General features: G+C 40.7%; 19 protein-coding genes, 3 tRNA genes and 1 pseudogene. 7 read left to right on the top strand and 16 right to left on the bottom strand.

Features of this window, described 5'->3' with window-relative positions; all coding sequences use genetic code 11:
- Window positions 1-84 precede the first annotated feature (84 nt).
- Genes ttrB through ttrA form a run of 3 tightly spaced genes read left to right on the top strand, consistent with a single transcriptional unit; the run spans window position 85 to window position 4917 of the window.
- Window positions 85-822, top strand: a complete 738-nt coding sequence (ttrB, locus tag ACLPIE_RS18830; RefSeq protein ID WP_036957869.1) for a tetrathionate reductase subunit TtrB — start codon at window positions 85-87, stop codon at window positions 820-822.
- Complete coding sequence (ttrC, locus tag ACLPIE_RS18825) at window positions 804-1850, top strand: tetrathionate reductase subunit TtrC (protein WP_430263245.1); 1047 nt, start codon at window positions 804-806, stop codon at window positions 1848-1850. Before ttrB ends, ttrC begins: the two co-directional genes overlap by 19 nt.
- A complete protein-coding gene (gene ttrA, locus ACLPIE_RS18820; protein ID WP_430263243.1) occupies window positions 1843-4917 on the top strand; it encodes a tetrathionate reductase subunit TtrA in 3075 nt (1024 codons plus the stop codon). The genes ttrC and ttrA overlap by 8 nt, the downstream gene beginning before the upstream one ends.
- Window positions 4918-5081: 164 nt before the next feature.
- Here the strand turns inward: ttrA and ACLPIE_RS18815 are convergent, their stop codons facing one another.
- Together ACLPIE_RS18815 and ACLPIE_RS18810 are read right to left on the bottom strand one after the other, a co-directional pair.
- Window positions 5082-6089 (bottom strand): nickel/cobalt transporter, encoded by a 1008-nt coding sequence (locus ACLPIE_RS18815; RefSeq protein ID WP_430263242.1) that lies wholly within the window; start codon window positions 6087-6089, stop codon window positions 5082-5084.
- Window positions 6080-6724: a DUF1007 family protein gene (locus ACLPIE_RS18810; protein WP_430263241.1), complete on the bottom strand. Its 645-nt coding sequence runs from the start codon at window positions 6722-6724 to the stop codon at window positions 6080-6082. The genes ACLPIE_RS18815 and ACLPIE_RS18810 overlap by 10 nt, the downstream gene beginning before the upstream one ends.
- Window positions 6725-6978: 254 nt before the next feature.
- Here ACLPIE_RS18810 and trhO point away from each other — a divergent pair, with 254 nt between their 5' ends.
- On the top strand, window positions 6979-8025 hold the full coding sequence (gene trhO, locus ACLPIE_RS18805) for an oxygen-dependent tRNA uridine(34) hydroxylase TrhO (protein WP_430263240.1): 1047 nt from the start codon (window positions 6979-6981) through the stop codon (window positions 8023-8025).
- A 364-nt stretch (window positions 8026-8389) separates the two neighbouring features.
- Here the strand turns inward: trhO and ACLPIE_RS18800 are convergent, their stop codons facing one another.
- From ACLPIE_RS18800 to ACLPIE_RS18790, 3 genes are all read right to left on the bottom strand, one after another.
- Window positions 8390-8953 carry an NADPH-dependent FMN reductase gene (locus ACLPIE_RS18800; RefSeq protein WP_430263238.1) on the bottom strand — a complete coding sequence of 188 codons (564 nt, stop codon included), beginning with the start codon at window positions 8951-8953 and terminating at the stop codon, window positions 8390-8392.
- A gap of 266 nt (window positions 8954-9219) precedes the next feature.
- Window positions 9220-9483: a DUF2798 domain-containing protein gene (locus ACLPIE_RS18795; RefSeq protein ID WP_430263237.1), complete on the bottom strand. Its 264-nt coding sequence runs from the start codon at window positions 9481-9483 to the stop codon at window positions 9220-9222.
- 415 nt (window positions 9484-9898) lie between these two features.
- Window positions 9899-10693: a PhzF family phenazine biosynthesis protein gene (locus tag ACLPIE_RS18790; RefSeq protein ID WP_430263236.1), complete on the bottom strand. Its 795-nt coding sequence runs from the start codon at window positions 10691-10693 to the stop codon at window positions 9899-9901.
- A gap of 473 nt (window positions 10694-11166) precedes the next feature.
- On the opposite strand from ACLPIE_RS18790, the pseudogene ACLPIE_RS18785 reads away from it, so the two are divergent.
- A pseudogene (locus ACLPIE_RS18785) lies at window positions 11167-11565 on the top strand (PTS fructose transporter subunit IIC); the annotation flags it as partial.
- A 497-nt stretch (window positions 11566-12062) separates the two neighbouring features.
- On the opposite strand, the gene ACLPIE_RS18780 reads toward ACLPIE_RS18785, so the two are convergent.
- From ACLPIE_RS18780 to ACLPIE_RS18745, 8 genes are all read right to left on the bottom strand, one after another.
- Window positions 12063-12656, bottom strand: a complete 594-nt coding sequence (locus ACLPIE_RS18780) for a LuxR C-terminal-related transcriptional regulator (RefSeq protein WP_430263235.1) — start codon at window positions 12654-12656, stop codon at window positions 12063-12065.
- Window positions 12657-12876: 220 nt separating this feature from the next.
- A complete protein-coding gene (gene bssS / locus ACLPIE_RS18775; protein ID WP_430263234.1) occupies window positions 12877-13131 on the bottom strand; it encodes a biofilm formation regulator BssS in 255 nt (84 codons plus the stop codon).
- Window positions 13132-13348: 217 nt separating this feature from the next.
- Window positions 13349-14398, bottom strand: coding sequence for a dihydroorotase (gene pyrC / locus ACLPIE_RS18770; RefSeq protein ID WP_430263233.1), 1050 nt, complete (start codon window positions 14396-14398; stop codon window positions 13349-13351).
- Between the two features lie 217 nt (window positions 14399-14615).
- Window positions 14616-14691: transfer RNA gene (locus ACLPIE_RS18765), tRNA-Asn, on the bottom strand.
- A 245-nt stretch (window positions 14692-14936) separates the two neighbouring features.
- Window positions 14937-15380 carry a universal stress protein gene (locus ACLPIE_RS18760; RefSeq protein ID WP_430263232.1) on the bottom strand — a complete coding sequence of 148 codons (444 nt, stop codon included), beginning with the start codon at window positions 15378-15380 and terminating at the stop codon, window positions 14937-14939.
- 2 nt (window positions 15381-15382) lie between these two features.
- Complete coding sequence (locus tag ACLPIE_RS18755; RefSeq protein WP_430263231.1) at window positions 15383-15685, bottom strand: SIP domain-containing protein; 303 nt, start codon at window positions 15683-15685, stop codon at window positions 15383-15385.
- Window positions 15685-16743 (bottom strand): HlyD family secretion protein, encoded by a 1059-nt coding sequence (locus ACLPIE_RS18750; RefSeq protein WP_430263230.1) that lies wholly within the window; start codon window positions 16741-16743, stop codon window positions 15685-15687. Before ACLPIE_RS18750 ends, ACLPIE_RS18755 begins: the two co-directional genes overlap by 1 nt.
- 23 nt (window positions 16744-16766) lie before the next feature.
- The gene (locus tag ACLPIE_RS18745; RefSeq protein ID WP_430263229.1) at window positions 16767-18308 is read right to left on the bottom strand and encodes an MFS transporter; all 1542 of its coding nucleotides are present in this window, start codon (window positions 18306-18308) and stop codon (window positions 16767-16769) included.
- Window positions 18309-18460: 152 nt separating this feature from the next.
- On the opposite strand from ACLPIE_RS18745, the gene ACLPIE_RS18740 reads away from it, so the two are divergent.
- Window positions 18461-19363 (top strand): LysR family transcriptional regulator, encoded by a 903-nt coding sequence (locus ACLPIE_RS18740; RefSeq protein ID WP_430263228.1) that lies wholly within the window; start codon window positions 18461-18463, stop codon window positions 19361-19363.
- An 84-nt stretch (window positions 19364-19447) separates the two neighbouring features.
- On the opposite strand, the gene ACLPIE_RS18735 is transcribed toward ACLPIE_RS18740, so the two are convergent.
- From ACLPIE_RS18735 to ACLPIE_RS18725, 3 genes are all read right to left on the bottom strand, one after another.
- Window positions 19448-19523 (bottom strand) — tRNA-Asn (locus ACLPIE_RS18735).
- Between the two features lie 300 nt (window positions 19524-19823).
- Window positions 19824-19899, bottom strand: a tRNA-Asn gene (locus ACLPIE_RS18730).
- A gap of 135 nt (window positions 19900-20034) precedes the next feature.
- On the bottom strand, window positions 20035-20538 hold the full coding sequence (locus tag ACLPIE_RS18725; protein ID WP_430263227.1) for a YlaC family protein: 504 nt from the start codon (window positions 20536-20538) through the stop codon (window positions 20035-20037).
- A gap of 483 nt (window positions 20539-21021) precedes the next feature.
- On the opposite strand from ACLPIE_RS18725, the gene cspE reads away from it, so the two are divergent.
- Window positions 21022-21234 (top strand): transcription antiterminator/RNA stability regulator CspE, encoded by a 213-nt coding sequence (gene cspE, locus ACLPIE_RS18720; RefSeq protein ID WP_008911725.1) that lies wholly within the window; start codon window positions 21022-21024, stop codon window positions 21232-21234.
- The last annotated feature ends 102 nt before the right edge of the window (window positions 21235-21336 follow it).

Below are 21336 nucleotides of genomic sequence, written 5' to 3'. Positions count from 1 at the left end.
ATTGTCAATAACACATGTAACACAAATAACATATTGATTAATAACTTTTATTTTCGCATTAGCAATGTCAATACTGGAGCCATTATGGATCTGAGTAAACGAAAATTTCTACAACAAATTGGGGCAGTAACTGCGGGAGCTTCGTTAATCCCTATTGCAGAAGCGGGACTCAATTTTTCACCAACACGTCGAGAAGGTAACCCAGAGAAACGTTATGGAATGCTGATCGATTTACGTCGTTGTATTGGCTGCCAATCTTGCACAGTGAGTTGCTCGGTTGAAAACCAAACCCCACAAGGTCAATTTAGAACGACAGTGAATCAGTATCAAGTCGCAGTGAAAGGGGAAGAAGGTTTTACTAACGTATTATTACCTCGTCTGTGTAACCATTGTGATAACCCGCCTTGCGTACCTGTATGTCCTGTTCAAGCAACTTTTCAACGGGAAGACGGCATTGTTGTGGTTGATAACGAACGCTGTGTTGGCTGTGCTTACTGTGTGCAAGCGTGTCCATACGATGCTCGCTTTATTAATCACTCTACGCAAACTGCGGACAAATGCACATTCTGTGCCCATCGCTTAGAAGTAGGCTTATTACCCGCTTGTGTCGAATCCTGTGTTGGTGGCGCGCGTATTATCGGCGATTTAAAAGACCCGAACAGTACTATCCGTAAAATGCTGACTGAGCACGAGGCTGAAATTAAAGTACTCAAACCGGAAAGTGGCACATTACCACAAGTTTTCTATATCGGTTTAGATGATGCATTCGTGCAGCCGCTACAAGGTAAAGGGCAGCCCGCATTATGGCAGGAGGTGTTCTAATGAATGGCCAAGTGACTTATATCTCAGAAATCATGGCTCAGCCACAAGAGTTCTTTTGGCTCCCTTGGGCGGTACAATATTTTTTCTTTATTGGGATTGCTTCCTGTGCGGTACTGTACGCTTGTTATCTTCATTGGAGAAACAAACCGGAAAACAGCCGCTTAGAGATGATTGCTGTCTTTATTGCGATTACGATGGGGATCACTGCTCCGTTAGCGTTAACCGCAGATTTACACCAAACCGCAAGGGTATGGCATTTCTACGCACATCCAACAATGTGGTCTTGGATGTGGTGGGGTTCTGTACTGCTACCATTATTCACAACTTTTATCGGCTTATACTTTGTTGCTTTAATTGTGAAAATGATTTGGAAAAAAGAGTTCAAAGCGACACGTTGGATTGCACTGTTAGCGGCATTATCGGCAATGGGGCTGTTGTTATATACCGGTCGTGAGGCGTCTATCTTAAATGCACGTCCAATCTGGTTCAGCTGGTGGATACCTGTGTTGATGTTTTTGAGTGCGCTGCAAGTATTACCTGCGCTAATTGGCTTAGGGGCTCGCCATGAGTCTCAGTATCAAAACCGTTTAGCCCGCTTTCAAGTGATTACATTACTGTTGTTCGCCGTGTGCTTTGCACTGTGGTTGTCCGGTGATACTACATCAGGCATTGCTGTACGCCAGCAATTAGATATGGCAAGCCCTGGCTGGTGGATGCTAATAGGGGTATGTGCTCTATGGTTAATCACATTTGTGATGTCGGTCAATAACGTAAAATCAATTCGTTCTGTTCCTTATATTACAGCCTTAGCCTTGGTTTCAATGGCATTTGCTTGGACATTACGTTGGATTTTCCTCATGGAAGTTCAGGCGGTTCCAAAATATAACATTATCGCCAATCCGTATCATTTCCCTTTGGGAACCGATGGCTTATTAGCTATTGTCGGGACTTTTGGTCTATGGATTGCGTTAACCATTATTGTTCGTGAAGGTGTTCGTTGGTTTGCTAGGAGAGTGCAACATGGCTAAATTCTCAAGACGTCAATGGCTTAAAGGTGGTTTGGTTGTCGGTGGGATTGCATTATTTGCTGCAAGCTACCGTGATGTCGCCAAACGTGCAGTCGATGGTCTGGTCAATGGCACTTCTGGTAAAGTCACACTTGACCGCATCAATGGCAACTCTTTACGCCCTGAAGGGCAGGCGCTAAATGGTTGGCAAGAAAATCCAGAACAAGTGGTTGCCATGACGCAATGTTTTGGTTGCTGGACGCAATGTGGTATTCGTGCCCGTGTCGATACGGCAAAAAATGACGTGTTACGCATTGCTGGAAACCCTTATCACCCACTTTCACATGAAGAGCATTTCCCTTATGGGATGCCCCTGAAAACCGCATTCAATAAAATGAGTGGGGAATCAGGGTTAGAGCACCGTTCAACCGCCTGTGCGCGTGGTGCAACATTAATGGAAGGCTTAACAAGTCCACTGCGTATTTTAGAACCCATGAAACGGGTTGGTAAGCGTGGTGAAGGGAAATGGGAACGCATTAGTTTTGAACAACTGATTAAAGAAGTAGTTGAAGGTGGTGACTTATTCGGTGAAGGCCATGTAGATGGTTTACGTGCTATTCGTGACTTAGAAACCCCGTTAGACCCATCTCAACCCAAATTGGGGCCAAAAGCCAATCAATTATTAGTGACCAATGCGGGTGATGACGGACGTGATGGCTTTATTCGTCGCTTCGCGCAAAATGCGTTTGGTAGTAAAAACTTTGGTGCTCACGGTTCCTATTGTGGTTTGGCTTATCGTGCCGGTTCCGGTGCATTGATGGATGATTTGGATAAAAATGCCCACGTCAAACCCGATTGGGATAATGTTCGCTTTGCATTGTTCCTTGGAACTTCACCAGCACAATCGGGTAACCCGTTTAAACGCCAAGGTCGCCAATTAGCTACAGCACGGTTACGTGATTCATTCAATTATGTGGTGGTTTCTCCTGCATTACCACTAACCACAACACTCGCTAATGATCATGGTCATTGGGTGCCTGTACAGCCGGGGACGGATGCAGCATTAGTGATGGGAATGATCCGTTGGATTATTGAGAATGAGCGTTACAATGCAAAATATCTCAGTGTGCCAAGCGAAAAGTCCATGGAAGCGGTAGGGGAAAAGAGTTGGACTAACTCAACACACTTAGTGATTACCGATGATGCACACCCATTAGCGGGTAAATTATTAATATCGTCCTACATGACAGGTGAAGGGGATGATGAAAAAGCCTATTTAGTTCAAGATGCCTCAGGTGAATTAAAACTAGCAAGTGAAGTTCCAACCGCTGAATTGTTTGTGACACGCCAAGTGACACTCCATGACGGCAGTGAGGTTACGGTAAAATCCAGCTTCCAGTGCCTTAAAGAGGCAGCAAATCGCATGACGCTACAAGAATATAGCGAACGCTGCCATGTTCCAGTGAAAACCATTGAATCATTGGGTAAAGCATTAACTTCTTACGACAGAAAAGCAGCGGTCATTTCCCACGGCGGTATGATGGGTGGCAACGGCTTCTACACAGCATGGTCCGTCATTATGCTAAACGCATTGATTGGTAACCTAAACTTGAAAGGTGGCGTTTCAGTCGGTGGCGGCAAATTTAACGGTGAGAATGACGGCCCTCGTTACAATATAGCCAGCTACAAAGGTAAGGTGAAACCAAAAGGCGTTGTGTTATCACGCAGTAATGAAGTCTATGAAAAATCAGATGAATTTAAAGCACGGCTAGCGGCGGGCGAAAGTCCGTATCCTGCAAAGGCACCTTGGTATCCATTTGCTAAAGGCCAATTGACTGAACAGCTTGCATCGGCTCTGATGGGGTACCCATACGCATTAAAAGCGTGGATCACCAATATGACGAATCCAGTATATGGTATAGCAGGCATTCGTCAGGTCATGGAAGAAAAACTCAAAGATCCAAAGCATCTGCCATTGATTATTGGTATCGATGCATTCATGAATGAAACCACGGCGTTAGCTGACTATATTGTGCCAGATACCCATAATTTTGAAAGTTGGGGATTCAGCGCACCATGGTCAGGCGTTCAGGTGAAGGCCAGTACTGCGCGTTGGCCAATTGTGGAGCCGCGTACAGCGAAAACCGCAGATGGGCAACCCGTGTCGATGGAAAGTTTTTGTATCGCAGTGGCGAAAGAGTTGAAGCTGCCGGGCTTTGGCGACAATGTGATTGAAGATGCAGATGGCAATATGCATCCACTTAACACAGCAGAAGACTATTACCTGCGAGTTGCTGCCAATATGGCATGGTTGGGTGAAAAACCGGTACCAGAAGCGGCAACGGAAGATATTCAAATTAGTGGCGTCGCACGTATTTTACCGGCACTTACTCGTACTTTGAAACCAGAAGAAGTGCGTCGGGTCGCTTATATTTTCACTCGCGGTGGTCGTTTTGCACCTTATGAAAAAGCGTGGGATGGTGATGCAACGGGGCCACAGTGGAAAAAAGGTTTACAAATTTGGAACCCAACTGTGGCGATTAATCGTCATGCCATTACGGGTGAACGTTACAGTGGTTGTCCAACTTACTATCCACCTCGTATGGCTAACGGTGATGATGTTAATGTGGTGTTCCCTGAAAAAGAATGGCCGTTGAAACTGATGTCATTTAAATCCCATGTGATGAGCAGTTCGACGACGGTGATTGAACGTCTGCGTCATGTCAAACCAACCAATCTGGTTGCTATCCACCCAGATGATGCGACCAAAATGGGAGTAAAGCATGGTGATTGGATACGTATTACTACACCGGGCGGTCATGCCGAAGCACAAGTGAGCGTACTTGACGGGGTGATGCCGGGAGTGCTGGCGATTGAACACGGTTATGGGCACACCGAAATGGGGGCAAAACAGCACTATCTAGATGGGCAACCGATGCCAATGAATGTGGCAAATGGTTCAGGCATTAACTTAAACGACTTAGGGTTTGCTGACCCAACGCGTGAAGTCGCAAATACTTGGTTAGATTGGGTATCGGGCGCGTCAGTTCGTCAAGGGTTGCCTGCCCGTATTGAGTTAATTGGTTAACAGAAGTTGTAAGGGTGGTATAGGGTGGGGTTCTGCATAGCTTCATCCTGTATCATCTGGTTGTTGTTAGTAAGCAGTTGACATTGCGTATATAAAACGGTGTAGCTACTGCACTGTGACTTCGGCACATGCCAGGGAGGGGGAGCCCTCCCTTTTTTATGTATTTATCGCAAAAGTGGGGAAGCAGATTGCTCTAACCCTACGCTTTGTAGCATTAAAACCCCTATCAATATAAAGATAATTCCAGCGAAAATTTTCAAGGTGATCCCCCAATAGGGAGAAAGTGTCTTTCCTTTTAAATGTGATAACCGGATAGCGTTGTCGCGCATAACATGAACAAAAATCGCAATGAGACAAATGGTTAATGCTGTACCCACAAACATTACCAAAGCCGCTATTATTCCCCATAGATAAACATCAACCACATAAGAAAAAAGTAAGACGAGAATGGCGCCCGAACAAGGGCGAGCCCCCATTGATAGGATAATCAATAGCTTGCTTTTTAAGCTAGATTCAATTTGTACAGAGGAAACGACGTGTTGGTGGCCACATCCACAAAGTGACTGGGGGATTTGTGAATTGGGTTTAGCAATCAGTTTGACTTGTTGATTCAGTGGCTGAATGCGTTTGATTACAGGCGCAGTGAGTTGTTTAGAGCGACTGATTAGCCAACTGTGGCGCAAGGCGGTAAAGCATAAAAAGCTACCGAGTAAAATAACAAATAAATAGCTGACCTGCTCTGCATATAGGCTAGCTTGATTTAGATGCTTGGTGGACAGTTGAAACAGAATCAGTACCAAAGAAACAAGCGTAATAGCCACGACCCCCTGTAAGAGTGAGGCGAGTAAGCTGATGAAAACACTCTGTTTTAAATGGGTAGCTTGGGTAGCAATATAGGTAGTGATGATGAGCTTTCCATGACCCGGTCCAAGGGCATGCAAAAAACCATACGCAAAGCTGGCTGCCACTAATAACGTCCCAGCATAGAAGGGGCGAGAGGACGTCTCTTGTAATAGATAAGACAATCCTTGGTTTAGTTGTTTTTGCCAAGTAATACTAAGTTGTAGCCATGTCCCCCAATGGACATAAAGTTGCCAAGTGATATAAGTGATAATACTTAGCAATATGACGGCGATGATCAACTTTTGGAAGTGTACAGACTTTATGGACATTGAATATCGACTCTCTGTGCAAACTGTTTTCCAAGTGCTAAATCTTCATCTACTGTATCGTTTTTATCTAAAGAAAAAGCATAGGCGCGCATTGAATCTGTAATATTGGCTTCTTGCAAACTCACATTACAGTTTGCTGCTATTTCTGAGGGCAGGGTAATTTGTTGTATATTTGGATAAGTCATGCTGACATAAAAACTGGGATCGTAGGTTTGGATTTCCACATGAGAGTTTGCAATCGGTAATGGTTGTATAAATGATGCAGTAAAGAAAAATATGAGTGAAAAGCCATCTTTTTCTAAATGATAACTATCAGGAATGCGTTTAAAGCTGACTTTTTTCCCTTGATAATAAAAGTCAGTAAAATAGTCCTGCATTAACACATTGGCCATAATGATAGCTTCTTGCTGTTTCCAGCGAGGATCATCAGGTTTTAACCCTTTTAATTCATAGGCAATATCGGCTGATGTCATCGGGTCCATCTTCCATTCATAGTTTATGCTTGAATATTTATTTTGCTTGGCGCTAAGAGACATTTTCATATCAATGAAACTATGTGGATGAGCCACCACCTGTGGAGCAGCTACAGACAGAAGTATGAAAAATAAAGGAATAAATCGCATTCTAAATAACATTTCGCTCGTTAACTTTAATAACGTTATAACATAACAGGATTTAAACGAAAATAAAAAATTATCACTAAAATTTACAAATTCGGCTAAAAATGCATTATCGATGTATTAATTAACAATACCCTTTCAAATTAAGGGTTTTTTATTAACAAAATAACAGCGATAATATTTAATAATAATCAAGAGTGGGCAGTTCGTGAACACTATATGATTTAAAGTTATAAATATTAATTAGTTACAAAGGAAAAGAGAACACCATGCCAGTGTTACATAACCAAGTTTCAAATAAAATCTTAAAAGAACGTATGTTGGCAGAAACCGAGCCTCGTACCACTATTTCTTTTTATAAATATTTTAATATTCAAGATCCTGCTGATTTTCGCAACGAATGGTATCAAAAATTTAAACAACTTAACGTTTTTGGTCGTGTTTATATCGCAAAAGAAGGTATCAATGCACAGATTAGCGTACCGGAGTCCAATGTAGATGCATTACGTGAATTAATTTATAACACAGATCCTGCGTTAGATAATCTGCGTTTAAACATTGCCATTGATGATGACGGGAAATCGTTCTGGGTATTACGTATGAAAGTACGTGACCGTGTAGTTGCTGATGGGATTGACGATGAAACGTTCAACCCAGCGAATACAGGGCAATATCTTAAAGCTAATGAAGTGAACGAAATGATTGATGACCCAAATACTGTATTTGTGGATATGCGCAATCATTATGAATATGAAGTGGGACGCTTTGATAATGCCATTGAGATCCCTTCAGATACCTTTAGGGAGCAACTGCCAATGGCAGTTGAGATGCTACAAGAGCATAAAGATAAAAATGTCGTTATGTACTGTACGGGGGGAATTCGTTGTGAGAAAGCCAGCGCTTACATGCTACATAATGGTTTTAAAAATGTTTATCACGTTGAGGGTGGCGTGATTGAGTATGCGCGTAAGGCGAAAGAACAAGGTCTGCCATTACGTTTTAAAGGGAAAAATTTTGTTTTTGATAACCGGATGGGCGAACGCATCACTGACGATACTTTAGCACACTGCCACCAATGTGGTGCACCTTGTGATACCCATACGAATTGCCGTAATGATGGCTGCCACTTATTATTCATTCAGTGCCCAAGCTGTGCTGAAAAATATGAAGGCTGCTGTAGTGCATCTTGTGCTGAAGAAATGAAACTGCCAGAGCAAGAGCAACGGGCTCGCCGAGCGGGGCGTGAAGTTAGTAATAAAATATTTAATAAATCACGCCACCGTCTCACAGATGGTTTGTTAAATAGTGATAATTAATTATTGAAACGATAGTTAATTAAAAGTCTGTTAATGATATAACCCCCAATAGTTGGGCAACCAATTACTGGGGATTATGTCAAATTACAATTGTGATTTAAAAATTATCATTGCTAGTTAAGCAGACTAAAAGAGAATGCATCATAAATTAAAAAATAAACTGATAACACGTTTCAGAGGTATAAATCTGACCTACCTGTGAGATAGGGCTAAACGGTACTCCCCACTCAGGATGATTCACTGAATTCGGCGGAAATTGTGTTTCAAATGCTACCCCTGAGTATGGCGTATACCCTTAAAACGCATTTTTCAATGTGTATGAATGCAATTCCATCTCGCATATCGGAGCATTACACAACATTCGCTAGCCATCTTTAATAGACATGGAATTAATAACAAGTGCCAGTGCCTCGTGAAGAGCAGGAACGTACTGGCTGAGCCCTTCTACGGGGTGAACAATCATGCCATTTTCTTCAAATTCCAGCTCAGACAATTTTATCTCAATGGCGGTATTTAGTGGTTGCATGTTAACGCCTTCCAGTACCTGTTTTAATTGCGTTGCAGCCTTAGCACCGCCACGATTGGCATAACTGACCATCAGGGCTGGTTTGTCTTTCCATTCATGATAAAGGTGGTCGATAGCGTTTTTCAGTGCTGCCGGATAGCCCCAATTATATTGTGGGAAGACAAAAATCATCATTTGTCCCTGATTTATTTTCTCACTCCATTTTTGTGTGTGCGGTTGAATATATTGACCGGAGGATGGCATAAAAGGTTCATCATCCATCGGTAGATACCACTCAGCTAGGTCGATAATATCAGCACTAATGGCTTCACTAACCCCCACAATACAGTCTCTTACCCATTGAGCGATCTGCGGGCCAATACGCCCCTGCCGTACACTGCCAATAATAATTTGAATTTTCATTAATCACCTGATAATTAAACAAAATGATAAGTTGTTAATAAACACGCCGAATGTATTAATAATATAAGTCAGCATCCAGCGGTGTTGGTAATAGATGCCCACAATGATGGAAACAGTACCCTAACAAATAGTTCACTCTCCAAGAACCCATAAAGGTTGCATGATGCCCCTAAAACCTGATTAGACTGAAGAGATGCCACTGTCGTTCTGTTGAGATAATGCACCAATTGTAGGCACTATGCTGCTTGTAGATACGTTTAAAAAACTCATTCTTCCAAGCGAACAAATAATGATGAAAATTTCCGTGCTAACGGCAAAGTAAATAGAACCGCAGGGAACGCAACCCCCCATGAAAGCATCCACGCTATAAACCAGCTAAGCAAGAGGCCATATTCAAATCCAATGCTTTTTACTGTACTAATAAATGAAACTAATCCACTCATAATTAAAGATAAGAAAAATGGGACTAGAATATGCAAGGCACGAGGGGGAAGTTTACGAAAACGAGAAGAATAACCCATGTTCAGCATGTAATAACTCATAAGTAATTGATGTAACAATCATTCACATAATCATCTTTACACCGAAATTAGAATACTCACCAAGTGAGCAGTGACAACTAGTGATGATGTTATACAATTATCTTTACCATTACAATTTTTTGCTCATTACAGTATATGACAGTGCGCGATCTGGGTGATGCTATATTACAGGGCTATTCTGTGATAAATAATATAAATAACAGTAGGTTAGACCTAATTGACGGAGTTCTCACCATAATGAAACTTGTCAATCAGGCTTGAGGGAGGAATATACTCTTTCCCATATGGTGTAAAATGACAAAAAGTATAAATACTTATGAAATATAAAGCTTCATAGCGTATTCGTGTAAAAATAATTAATAAGATTAACTCTGCTTGTAGAATTAGACATTGGTCTTTTTAATTAAGTAGGAATACAAATCTCTGCCTTCATAAATGTAACGGCCTTACCTTCAATCAAGACCCTTTCTTCTTCCAATTCACAAATTAGATGTCCACCTCTACGAGACGCCTGATATGCGGATAGTTTGTTTTTCCCCAATTTTTTTGCCCAAAAAGGTACTAATGTTGCGTGAATTGAGCCTGTTACCGGATCTTCTGGAATACCGGAACCAGGTGCAAAATAACGTGAGACAAAATCGTACTGACTATTAACTCCTTGACCTGTCACTACCACTCCGACTGACCCCAATTCAGAGAGTACATGCAGATCTGGCCGATATGCCCTAACAGCATCTTCCCCGTCCAAAACAACGAATATGTTTTCAAAATTACGGAACCAGGATATAGCTTGACCGCTGAAAATCGGGCTGATGATTTCAGGGAGATTTGTCATTTCCTCTGGAGGTATGCATGGTAAATCGAGTAGGTAACCATCTTCTTTCACCTCAACCTTCAGGTGTCCCACAGGCGTAAAAAAAGACAAAGGACCAGACACTCCGTATTCTGTTACTAGAATATGGGCGGCAGCAAGAGTCGCGTGACCACAAAAATCAACTTCTACTGTTGGCGTAAACCATCGCAGATCCCATCCATCATTAGAGGGTTTTGCGAAAGCGGTTTCAGCCAAATTATTTTCTGCTGCAATAGATTGCATCAGGTTGTCGGGAAGCCAGTCATCTAGGATAAGAACGGCGGCAGGATTACCGCCAAAAATTTGATCTGAAAAAGAATCGACTTGAAACATTTTATGATACATCAAAAGTATTCCCTCATTTTGTTTTAATAACCTGAGCTGCGGACAATAATTGAGCAAAATACCCAAGTTGCGATTAGATTATTTGACTAGAGCGTGCATAATCGTAGGGGCTTGGGCAATGATTAATCTAGAAAAAATGGGCAATGATGTCGATAATTTTTTGCCAGCTTTTTTCCTCTGCGGGAAAAATATCTTATTGATTCAAGATTAAAACAACGTATACAGCCTACATAATTATCTATCAGTGAAGTTATGACGATCATTATTGCATTTGGCTAATCAGGCTATCATTTTGTCACGTTGTTTATTGATAAATAAGAACTGTGTACCACTTGCTAGGGGCTAGTTAGTATCACTTCCGATAAAGGCAACAAGGCCGTTGATGGACTTTTTGTAGTTGTTATTATTGAGAATATCATGCAAATAACACCATAAAAACATATTGTTATCGGCACCTGATAACTTTACAAAATTATTTTATTGGCAGGTTATTACGTAAAAATATTTATAATAGTGAAGAAATTGAAACATTGAAATCTGCGGTTCCTATGGGAGTCGTGAATATTGTTGAAGGTGCTATCCCCATAGTTATGAATGATATTATTCGTGGCATTATTGCAGCTGCAATTGGTGGGGCTTGTGGTGGTGCTATCACCATGATATATGGTGCTGACGCAACTGTCCCTTTTGGTGGAGTTTTCATGATCCCGACGATGTCAAATCCAATGGCAGGTATTATGGCATTACTAGTTAATATACTTGTAACAGGCATTATTTATGCTGTTATCAAAAAAGATGTTCCTCGTGATGTTATGAGTAATGATGATTACGAAGAGGAAGAACTCAATTTAGATAATATTAAAATTAGCTAATACTTTTCATAATGGAATAAAATCCCTACCGATTACATATGTGATAAAAGTAATGGGCGGTTCACCGCCCTTATATGAATGGGGCTTGTTGTAAATCATATGACTAAATGGTGATTACAATTTCAAAAATAGCAATTAACCTGTTCAATTTAATGTATTAGTTATGGGCTAAAATTTAAGATAACAGACATTTCGGTGTTTCAGGCGTAGAACCTCACAATGGCGACAAATTTTAGCGATACTTTTGTTCTCACGATCATGGTTTAAGATTTTATTTTATGCACAATCTCTCGTTTAACTTTAATGTTCATTACATTTGGCCTCTGATTTCAGTTAGAAAAACTAATTGCTAACCGAAGACCAGACTTTAATACGGATGAATTGATGAATCAAAAGCAAACTAAAAGGCCTGATTTCGTTGGAATATCAAAATCAGGCCTTACAAATCGTATAAATAAAAGTGACCAATCTTATTGGGTGATTAATAACTTGCCTTTTTAATATAAATATTTAAATACATTGTAAATGAAGAATAACTCAATTCTATTTTTTACAAAAACTTTAGATGTAATATGCCTTTTTTGTGAATAAACCGTACTGTTACTAATGCCCATTTTTTTTGAAATAATATGATTTGGTGTTTCATTCATCCAGTTATTTATGATGCGTTGTTCTTTTATAGTAAAAATAGATGAGTCTATATTATTCGCTAACTTAGTTATTTTCTCTATTTGCTCATGGTTTTGAATAACCTTATCAAGAGTTTGAATAATGATCTTCTTAGGTAAAATAAAATAATTATCTTTTAATAATAGAGGTTTATCCGTTTGTGGGTAAGGTGCATTTATATAAATATAAAATCTAATGTTATTTCTATTATTTAAAAGGCCTTGTAAAATTGGGCAGTAGTTCGAGTAGTTACAATAGTAAGTTAAATTAACTAGGACAATACCAGGTGAGCTTGTATTAATGGAATCAATGGCTTTTTTAATACAACCGGTACTAATAAACTCTAGTTTTTTGTTTTTAGATAAGTATTCAGTAATACCAAGTCGAGTGTAATAACATTCATCAATAACTAATATTCGCATAAGGAACATCCTTGTTCAAAAAGAGCTTTACAATAAGTTGGAATTGATAGAGATGTCAACTGAGGATTAATAAAAATGGTAAATAGTGTTTTTATTTGCAATTAATATAATTATTAATAATTAATAAAGGCAAGTAGTTATATATTTAATATATAACTACTTTCTTATGAATGTTAAAATAGAATAAATGGATATTAATTAAAATATCCATTTATTTCCCCTAGTGTGTTTTAAAATCAAATTCGATATACTCACCAGACTCTATCTTATCAACGCCTGCTTGGAGAATATCAATTAACTGTTTTGCCACATCAGTCGTTAGCCACATAGTTTTATCCACAATGGCATCTCCTGAATTTTTGTCTTGTTCGGGGAGGTAGTGTAAACGTAACATCATGGCATCGTAGGCATCTACTGTGCTGATGTCCCAGCCAACAACTGGGTGAGTTTGAATAACATCATCTTTTCTATTCATATAACCTCCTAATCAAACAACGTGATAAATAATAAATATCTATAACTGACTAAGAGCAATGTTCACATTATGAGCCCCTTTTAGTATAAGGGGATTTTGCTAATAAGAAAGCAAATAAAAACTTTTTTTGTATAAATGGCAGAAAATGAACAAAGATTGATGAATATGATTGATAAAGAAACCGTGGGAAGCCTTTTACGCTTCCCACATTAGAAGATTATTTAGTGACTTGAACTGCCCAATGTGTATCTTCACCTGCCAAGAATGGAATCAGTTTATCATTACAGCAATCAATTGATTCACAAGTAATATTTGGTTGCTTTGTTAATGTGATAAACCCTTCATTAACCGGTAAGTTATAGAATTTGGGGCCGTTAAGTGAACAGAAGGCTTCGAAATGTGCTAAAGCTCCTAATTCTTCAAAGACAGTCGCATAAGCGGCTAATGCTGTTGGCGCATTAAACACACCAGCGCAGCCACAGGACGATTCTTTACGTGATTGCACATGTGGTGCGGTATCTGTCCCAAGAAAGAAACGGTGACAACCAGAGGCAACAGCGGCACGCAGTGCTTCTTGGTGAATGTTGCGTTTTAAAATGGGTAAGCAAAATAAGTGTGGTCTAACACCACCCACTAACATGTGATTGCGGTTAAACATCAAATGTTGTGGCGTTAAGGTTGCCGCAGTGAAATCATTGGCTTCTTGTACGTATTGAGCCGCTTCTTTCGTCGTGATGTGTTCAAATACCACTTTTAACTGTGGGAATTTTGTCCGCAGAGGCTGCATAACCTGCTCAATAAACAGGGCTTCGCGGTCAAAGATATCAATGTGACTCGCTGTGACTTCACCGTGAATTAACAGTGGCATTCCGGCTTGTTCCATCGCGGCTAAAACAGGGTAAATTTTCTTAACATCAGATACACCGTGGCTAGAATTTGTGGTGGCATTGGCAGGGTAGAGTTTACAAGCGGTAAAGACGCCTTCATTAAAGCCACGGATCAATTCGACAGGGTCGGTGCTATCAGTAAGGTAGCAAGTCATTAATGGTGTGAATTGATGACCTTGTGGAACTGCTTGAATAATACGCTCACGGTAGGCTTTTGCTGCTTCTATCGTCGTGATTGGTGGGACAAGGTTAGGCATGACAATGGCACGACCAAAAAATTCACTGGTGTAGGGAACGACCGTTCTTAACATATCATCGTCGCGAAAATGAACATGCCAATCATCAGGGCGGCGGATCGTTAGGGTAGTTACAGTTGTCATTAAACCGGCTCCATAAGGAAAGAGTGAGTGATGAGCGAATGCTCAAGCCGGAACAGAATGATAAAGGGAAAGACAAAAAATAGCTATGAGAAATCACAACAATGATCTGTTTCAAGCTATATAAGCTTAGTGAGTGTGGAATTTTTTTATTGATGAATCAAACTAAAGAAAGCAAAAAGCCCGCTTCAGTTTCCTAAAGCGGGCTTTTCTAAATAATTGGCTCCTCCAGCTGGACTCGAACCAGCGACATACGGATTAACAGTCCGCCGTTCTACCGACTGAACTATGGAGGAACTCCTTGGTACGCAGAGGATATTAGCTGTCTCACACTTGATTGTCAAAGAAGAATATTGAAAAAAACGTTCGTTTGCCTGTTATCTGTGCGAACTGCGCTAAGTTTGATCGAAAAGATGATGCTGTGGTAGGGGAGACTCAATAAATTAAAAAAACTGGCGTGCTTGATACTGTTTATCGAGTTTTTAGTTTTAGTGGCTAACAGCAGTTAACCACTAAGTTTTTACTTCTGTTCACTAAAAACTTAAAGGGGGATGACTAACACGGGTTGTGCAATGTCATCTAACAAACTGCGGGTTACAGAGGTATTTAGCCAGCGGCCTAACGATGAAAGATGGCGATGAGAAATAATTAGCAAATCACAATCATATTTTTCCAACTGCTTAGGTATCGTGTTAATAGGCGTTCCGGCAACTAGTAATCCTTTTGCTTGAAAGCCCATGTTTTTCAATGCATTGGTCACTTCTTGTAATTGTTTTTGGGCTATGGCCTCTTCGTGTTGTGCTGCGGGATATTCATTCCATTCGTCGCTATCTTTCTTAAGCCCTGTGCGGCTTAAGGCAAAAGTATTATCAATTACGGTTAAGACAACCACATTGCCAATACAACCCGTCATGCGTTGCATAAAATTTAACGCGTTACTACTATTTTCAAAGCTATCAACAGCTAACAATACATTTTTAATCATTATTATCTCCAAGTGTGTGCTTTAAACATTGCCTTTAAAGTTAGATTCCCCTTTTGCCAATACCCTTTGGCGAATAACGAGGTCTTGGGGATCATTCTTTCGTCGATAAAATGATTTTTTAGGTATGCAGTGACCTGTTGCTCGCCAGCTAGCCAGACTTGATCCAATTCAGTGGGCAGAATTTCTGAGTTTTGGTTTGCCCCCCAACTGTCTGGTAAGGTGGCTTGCGGTGGTTCGTAATTTGCCCCAACGGTTTGGCAGCCGGCAAAAGCTTTCAAAATAAACGAGAAGACAACTTTGTTCATTAACGGCTCCCATCGGCAGTGTTGATACTCACATCCGCTGACATGCCAACACGCAACGCATTCATCATCGGAACATGATCGGTATTGCTATCAAAAATGATTTTGACTGGAACCCGTTGTACAATTTTTGTAAAATTACCGGTCGCATTTTCTGGTGCGACAGGAGAAAAGCTGGCTCCTGAGGCAGGGGCGATGCTATCCACATAGCCTTTTAGCATTTGCCCGGGGAAGGTATCAATGCTGATATCAACGGCTTGCCCGTGAGTTATATTTTCTAACTGAGTTTCTTGGTAATTCGCGATAATATAGAGCTTGTTTTGGGGAACAATTGCCATTAGTGCATCCCCCGGTTTGACAAACTCACCCACTCTAAGGCTTTTCTTACCAATTACTCCTTCTACTGGCGCGGTAATACGGGTATAAGATAAATTAAGCTCGGCCATGGCTTTTTTAGCTTGTGCAAAGGCTAATTCCGCATTGCTATCTGCTTGCTTGGCTTCTAATACTTGCAACATATTTTTTGCTGCTTTAAGTGATGCTTCTGCTTGTGCAACACTGGCTGTCATGGTTTGGACTCGTGTTGTTGCCTGTTGTGCTGCTTGTTGAGAACCTGCGCCAGTATTGGCCATTTTGTGATAGCGTATTTTTTCTTGATGAGCAAATAGTAGCTCTGCTTTTGCGGATTGTAGCTGTGCCTGAGCCGCTGCAATCAAGGCTTGCTGGCGAGCTAAGTTAGCTTTGGCGTCGTCTTGACGAGCTATTGCTGATTGTTCTTGTGCAACTGCTTGAGAAAGCGCAACGGTAAATTCACGAGGGTCAATAACAGCTAATAATTCACCTTCTTTAACCCATTGGTTATCTTGTACCCATACTTCGGTGATCACCCCGGAAATTTGAGGCGAAATACGTGAAATATCAGCGCGAATATACGCATCATTGGTACTTTGCACCGTTTTTTTTATGGCAAACTTATTAATTAATAGCCCTCCTATGACCACCAAAATAGCAATAATGGCAAGTGCAACATTTTTATTTATTTTTAATTTGATTTTACTCATCCTAATTTCCTGATAATCAATAACTAAGCTGCGGCAACAGACCGCGGTGGGTAAATACGGGTTGGCATGACTAAGATCAGAGCTGTTAATAACAGTGCTAAGCCAGAAACCAACAAATAAAGATCGGAGCTCGCCAGTACGTGTCCTTGGCTATTGGCAAGCTGCGTCAGGTTACTCACTGAACTTGCGGCAGTGTCGCGATAAGCACTGCCATAACTGTCAGCGATGACGCTAGCGTGAAAGTCTCCACGCTGGCGGTTTAGTAATGCAATTACACCGCCTGCGGCGGTCGCGGCGAATCCTTTAACTGCGTTAAACCATGCGGCTGCGAAAGGCCCATCTGTTGGTAATAGCCCTCCTGTTGCCATCATCAGTAATGGGATGACGGCCATGGGTTGAGCGACAGCTTGGAGTAATGAAATGATTCTAAAGTTGTCTCCGTTCCAGTCTGGTGTCAGCTGTGAGGCGAGAATACATGCACCAGTCATCAATAATAGGCTTATCGCGAGTACCCACCGACAATCAACTTTAGGGGTATTACAAATGATGGCGATAATAGGTAGGGTGATTAGTTGAGGCAAAGAAACCCACAGCATCATGTCGGAGGTTTGCTCTGGCCGATATCCCTGAATAGTGGATAAATAACCAGAAGTAATATTCACCAAAGAAACCATAATCAACAAAACACCACCTAGCGTAATCAATGAAAAAGAGAGGTTACGTTTAGCAAGGAGTTGCAAATTAAAAAAGGGTAAAGGGTGATACCACTCATTAATCAAAAACAGTGCTAACAAGCCTAATCCACCAATGAGCAAGATGTAGATTAATGAAGAATTCAACCAGTCGAGTCGCTCACCTTGTGAAATACCAACGGTTAACATAGCAAGGGCGCTGCTACCAAGTAATAAGCCTCGCCAGTTAAACTGCTTTAGGCGCTCTAAGCGTAAAGGATCCTGTGGTAAGCCATAGCCGATGCAAATAGTAGCAATTGCCATTAAGGGTAAATTCCAATAAAAGTACCCACTCCATCCCCAATGGAAGGCAAAAGCCGCAGCGGTAGCACCGAAAGTGGCACTCCATGCAGAAACCCAACCATAGGCACCGAGTCCTAATACTTTTATCAGTGGTGGCATAAAACGCAGTACCACGGTCATTAACATAGGGGGGAGGGCTCCCCCTGCAAAGCCTTGTAAGCTACGCACGGAAAGTAATAACGAATAATGGTCGCCTAACATTGGTGTGATTAACCCACCAATGAGATAAATCGAGCACATGACTAAGGCGACACGACGTAAGGAAAAGGTTGGCCAAAAGCAGGGAGTAAACCCTGAGCCAATGACAAAACCAGTCACATAACAGGTAATTAGCCAACTACCTGTGTCTATATTTAATGCCATTGCCCCTTGAATATCGCCTAGGGCGAATTTACTGGCGTTTTCACCGATACCACTGGCCATAACCGCAAGAAAAACGCCAAATAGCCCCATCCAAGTGCGACCATTTATTTCATTGGCACTGGCTATCCACTTACTTTTTTTGGGTTGAGTCATAGACACATCAACCATTTCAAACTCCTGCTAATTCAAGATACGTTCTATTATTTTGAGCAGTAGTATCTAAATTTTAATTGATTGTTTAAAATGAAATGATGTAATTAAATGATTGCATAAAATGCAATTCATTAATTAAAAAACTGTAAAGGGCATTAGGAGGACAAATGCCACAAAAAGTTGATTTTAATCTGATTTATGCACTGAATTTACTGTTAGAAGAAGGAAGTGTAGGAGGGGCGGCCGAAAAAATGAATTTAAGTGCGCCTGCTATGAGCCGTATTTTAGGGCGTATTCGTGAACAATTTAACGATCCGATCCTCGTTCGTGCCGGTAGAAAACTGGTTCCTACACCGAGAGCATTAGAATTAAAACAGCGGCTTCGCCACATTATTGAACAAGCGCAAGCGCTAATTGAACCAGATGAATTATTCAACCCTACAACGTTAGAAAGAACATTTGTGATCCGAGCAAACGATATTTTTATTGGCGCGTTAGGAGGAGGGTTATTAGAGCAATTACGAGAACTAGCGCCACGTAGTAGTCTCATTTTTATTGCGGAAAGTGACACTGATGATGATTCATTGCGTAGTGGAAAAGTGGATTTAGTAATAGGTTCATCTCGAGACTGGCATCCAGAAATCAAAGCTCAGAGTTTGTTTACTAGCACATTTCAGGCTCTCGTTCGCTCAGGGCACCCTATTATCGGTAATGTGACACCGGAGACCTTGACCCATTATCCACACATCAGTGTTTCTCGTAGAGGGCGTACTTTGGGGCCAATAGACGATGCGTTACGAGACTTAAAATTACAGCGTAATGTTGCCCTCACATTGCCCAGTTTTCACTCTGCATTGATGTTAACGATGAAGTCTGACTATATTTTGCCACTCCCACGTCATGTGCTCCAAGGGGTTAAAAGCATTAGCTTACCTTTGGTAGAAATTGAGCTTCCTTTAGAGCTAGAGTCGATATTTGTTGTTCAGGCATGGCATCCTCGTTTAGATAGAGATCCTGCACATCAATGGTTGCGCCAGACAATCAAACAGTTTTTTCTGGAAAAAGAATAGTTAAGAAATGGGGGCCCCAGTAGTGGGATTTTGGCTTTTGAATGCAAATAGCAAAAAGCCCGCACAAGGCGGGCTTCTTAAATTTGGCTCCTCCAGCTGGACTTGAACCAGCGACATACGGATTAACAGTCCGCCGTTCTACCGACTGAACTATGGAGGAATTGCTTTGTTCCTGAGAACGAGGCGAATATTACCCATCCTGTTCTCAGTTGTAAAGCATAAATATAAAAAAAATGGCTAACTGAGTGTTAAGTAGACAAATTGTTGTTTATCTATACCAACTCAATAGCAATAAATATCAAAATTAGGGAGTTAAGCTTAATTGATGACACTAAGGCGGTACGAATATTTATAAGATGTACAGCTTTATGAGAAGTACAAGTTTATGAGAGGTACAGTAGTAGGCGAATTCATTTAATAACAAAAGCAAAAAGCTCGCACAAGGCGAGCTTTTAAAATTTGGCTCCTCCAGCTGGACTTGAACCAGCGACATACGGATTAACAGTCCGCCGTTCTACCGACTGAACTATGGAGGAATTGCTTGTTCCTGAGAACGAGGCGAATATTAACGATATCGCCTCAGGCTGTCAACGATAAAAACATAAAAAATATTTGATTGCTCACTCACTGCGCATTATGGCTAAGTTTCACTCTAGTCAATTGATATTGCTTTAATTTTGAGCAGCTAACATACCTTGCGGTGATACAGAAACTTCGGGATAAGCAACATGATAGATATCATAAAATGAAATCATTCCTTTTAATGCGATTAAACGTGATATTTCTTGTTTAATCGCTGGGTTAACATCTTGCGAATCAATAAGTTTACGAACTGCATTATCAGAAACTGGTTCAGTAACAAACCATTCACCGTTATAACAGACTCGTAAATCTAAAACACCGATATCTTCGAAATGGTAAACGGGTTTGATATCAAAAAGTAATACACTCGCTAATACGATAAATAGGATTGTGATCCCCAAAGTCCAGTAAGGGCCAAAATAGGGCGCATACCAAAGGATAACGGCCAGTGGTACATAAGCGGCTATCATGCCAATGCATAAATAAGGGTGATTAGCGATAAATTGACTATTGAAGTAAGGTTTACCATCACGATTTTCGCGTTCATTGATGGCATTCAAATCTTCGATGAGTATTTGTTTGATAATATCCATGATGTGGTAACTCTCGGTTAGATATCTATACTAGGAGGGTATCATGTGGAGACAAGATTGTTATATATCAGTTAAAAAAAATATTTGCACGGATTGTCATTGTTTCAGATGTCTTTTATTTACATTTCTTGACATAGATGGTGTATTGATTCAAATATTCTTTAAACTATCAACGGAATGCAACGTTTTTGTTAACATTATGGCCTATAAAAAGTGACGCACTCGAAAAAACTGCATATTTTTAAGGTTTGTTCGTATAAAGTAGTTGCTATTATCTTTAAGTCATGAGTTAATGAACATCGGCCTGTTTAGCAGTCCTATTTGATGTATGATTACTAAGTTAGTGTGTTCTAAAGAAGAAAGTTATCGCAGATAGCCTTTGACCATGACGCTTCATCTTGGTGTTTCCCTGATTAAATAGTTGACTCTGGCCCGTATATGCCAAAAAGGCAAGTTTTTTTGATGTTATATAGGAAAAGTCAAATGTCCGACAAAATGAAAGGTCAAGTTAAGTGGTTCAACGAGTCTAAAGGCTTCGGTTTCATCACTCCAGCTGATGGTAGCAAAGACGTTTTCGTCCACTTCTCTGCCATTCAGGGCGCTGGTTTCAAAACTCTGGCAGAAGGCCAGCAAGTTGAATTCACTATTGAAAACGGTGCAAAAGGCCCAGCAGCTGCTAACGTAACTGCTATCTAAGCTAATTGCTTAACTGATTTTCTAAAGCCCGTCATTTTTAATGACGGGCTTTTTCGTATGTTCTATATTTATTATTAATATCATTTTTGTTGGAATATGAGT

The organism is Providencia sp. Me31A (genome assembly GCF_050487165.1).
Lineage (GTDB): Bacteria > Pseudomonadota > Gammaproteobacteria > Enterobacterales > Enterobacteriaceae > Providencia.
Note: the sequence above shows the minus strand (reverse complement) of the source record. Positions and strands in the feature narration are given on the sequence as shown.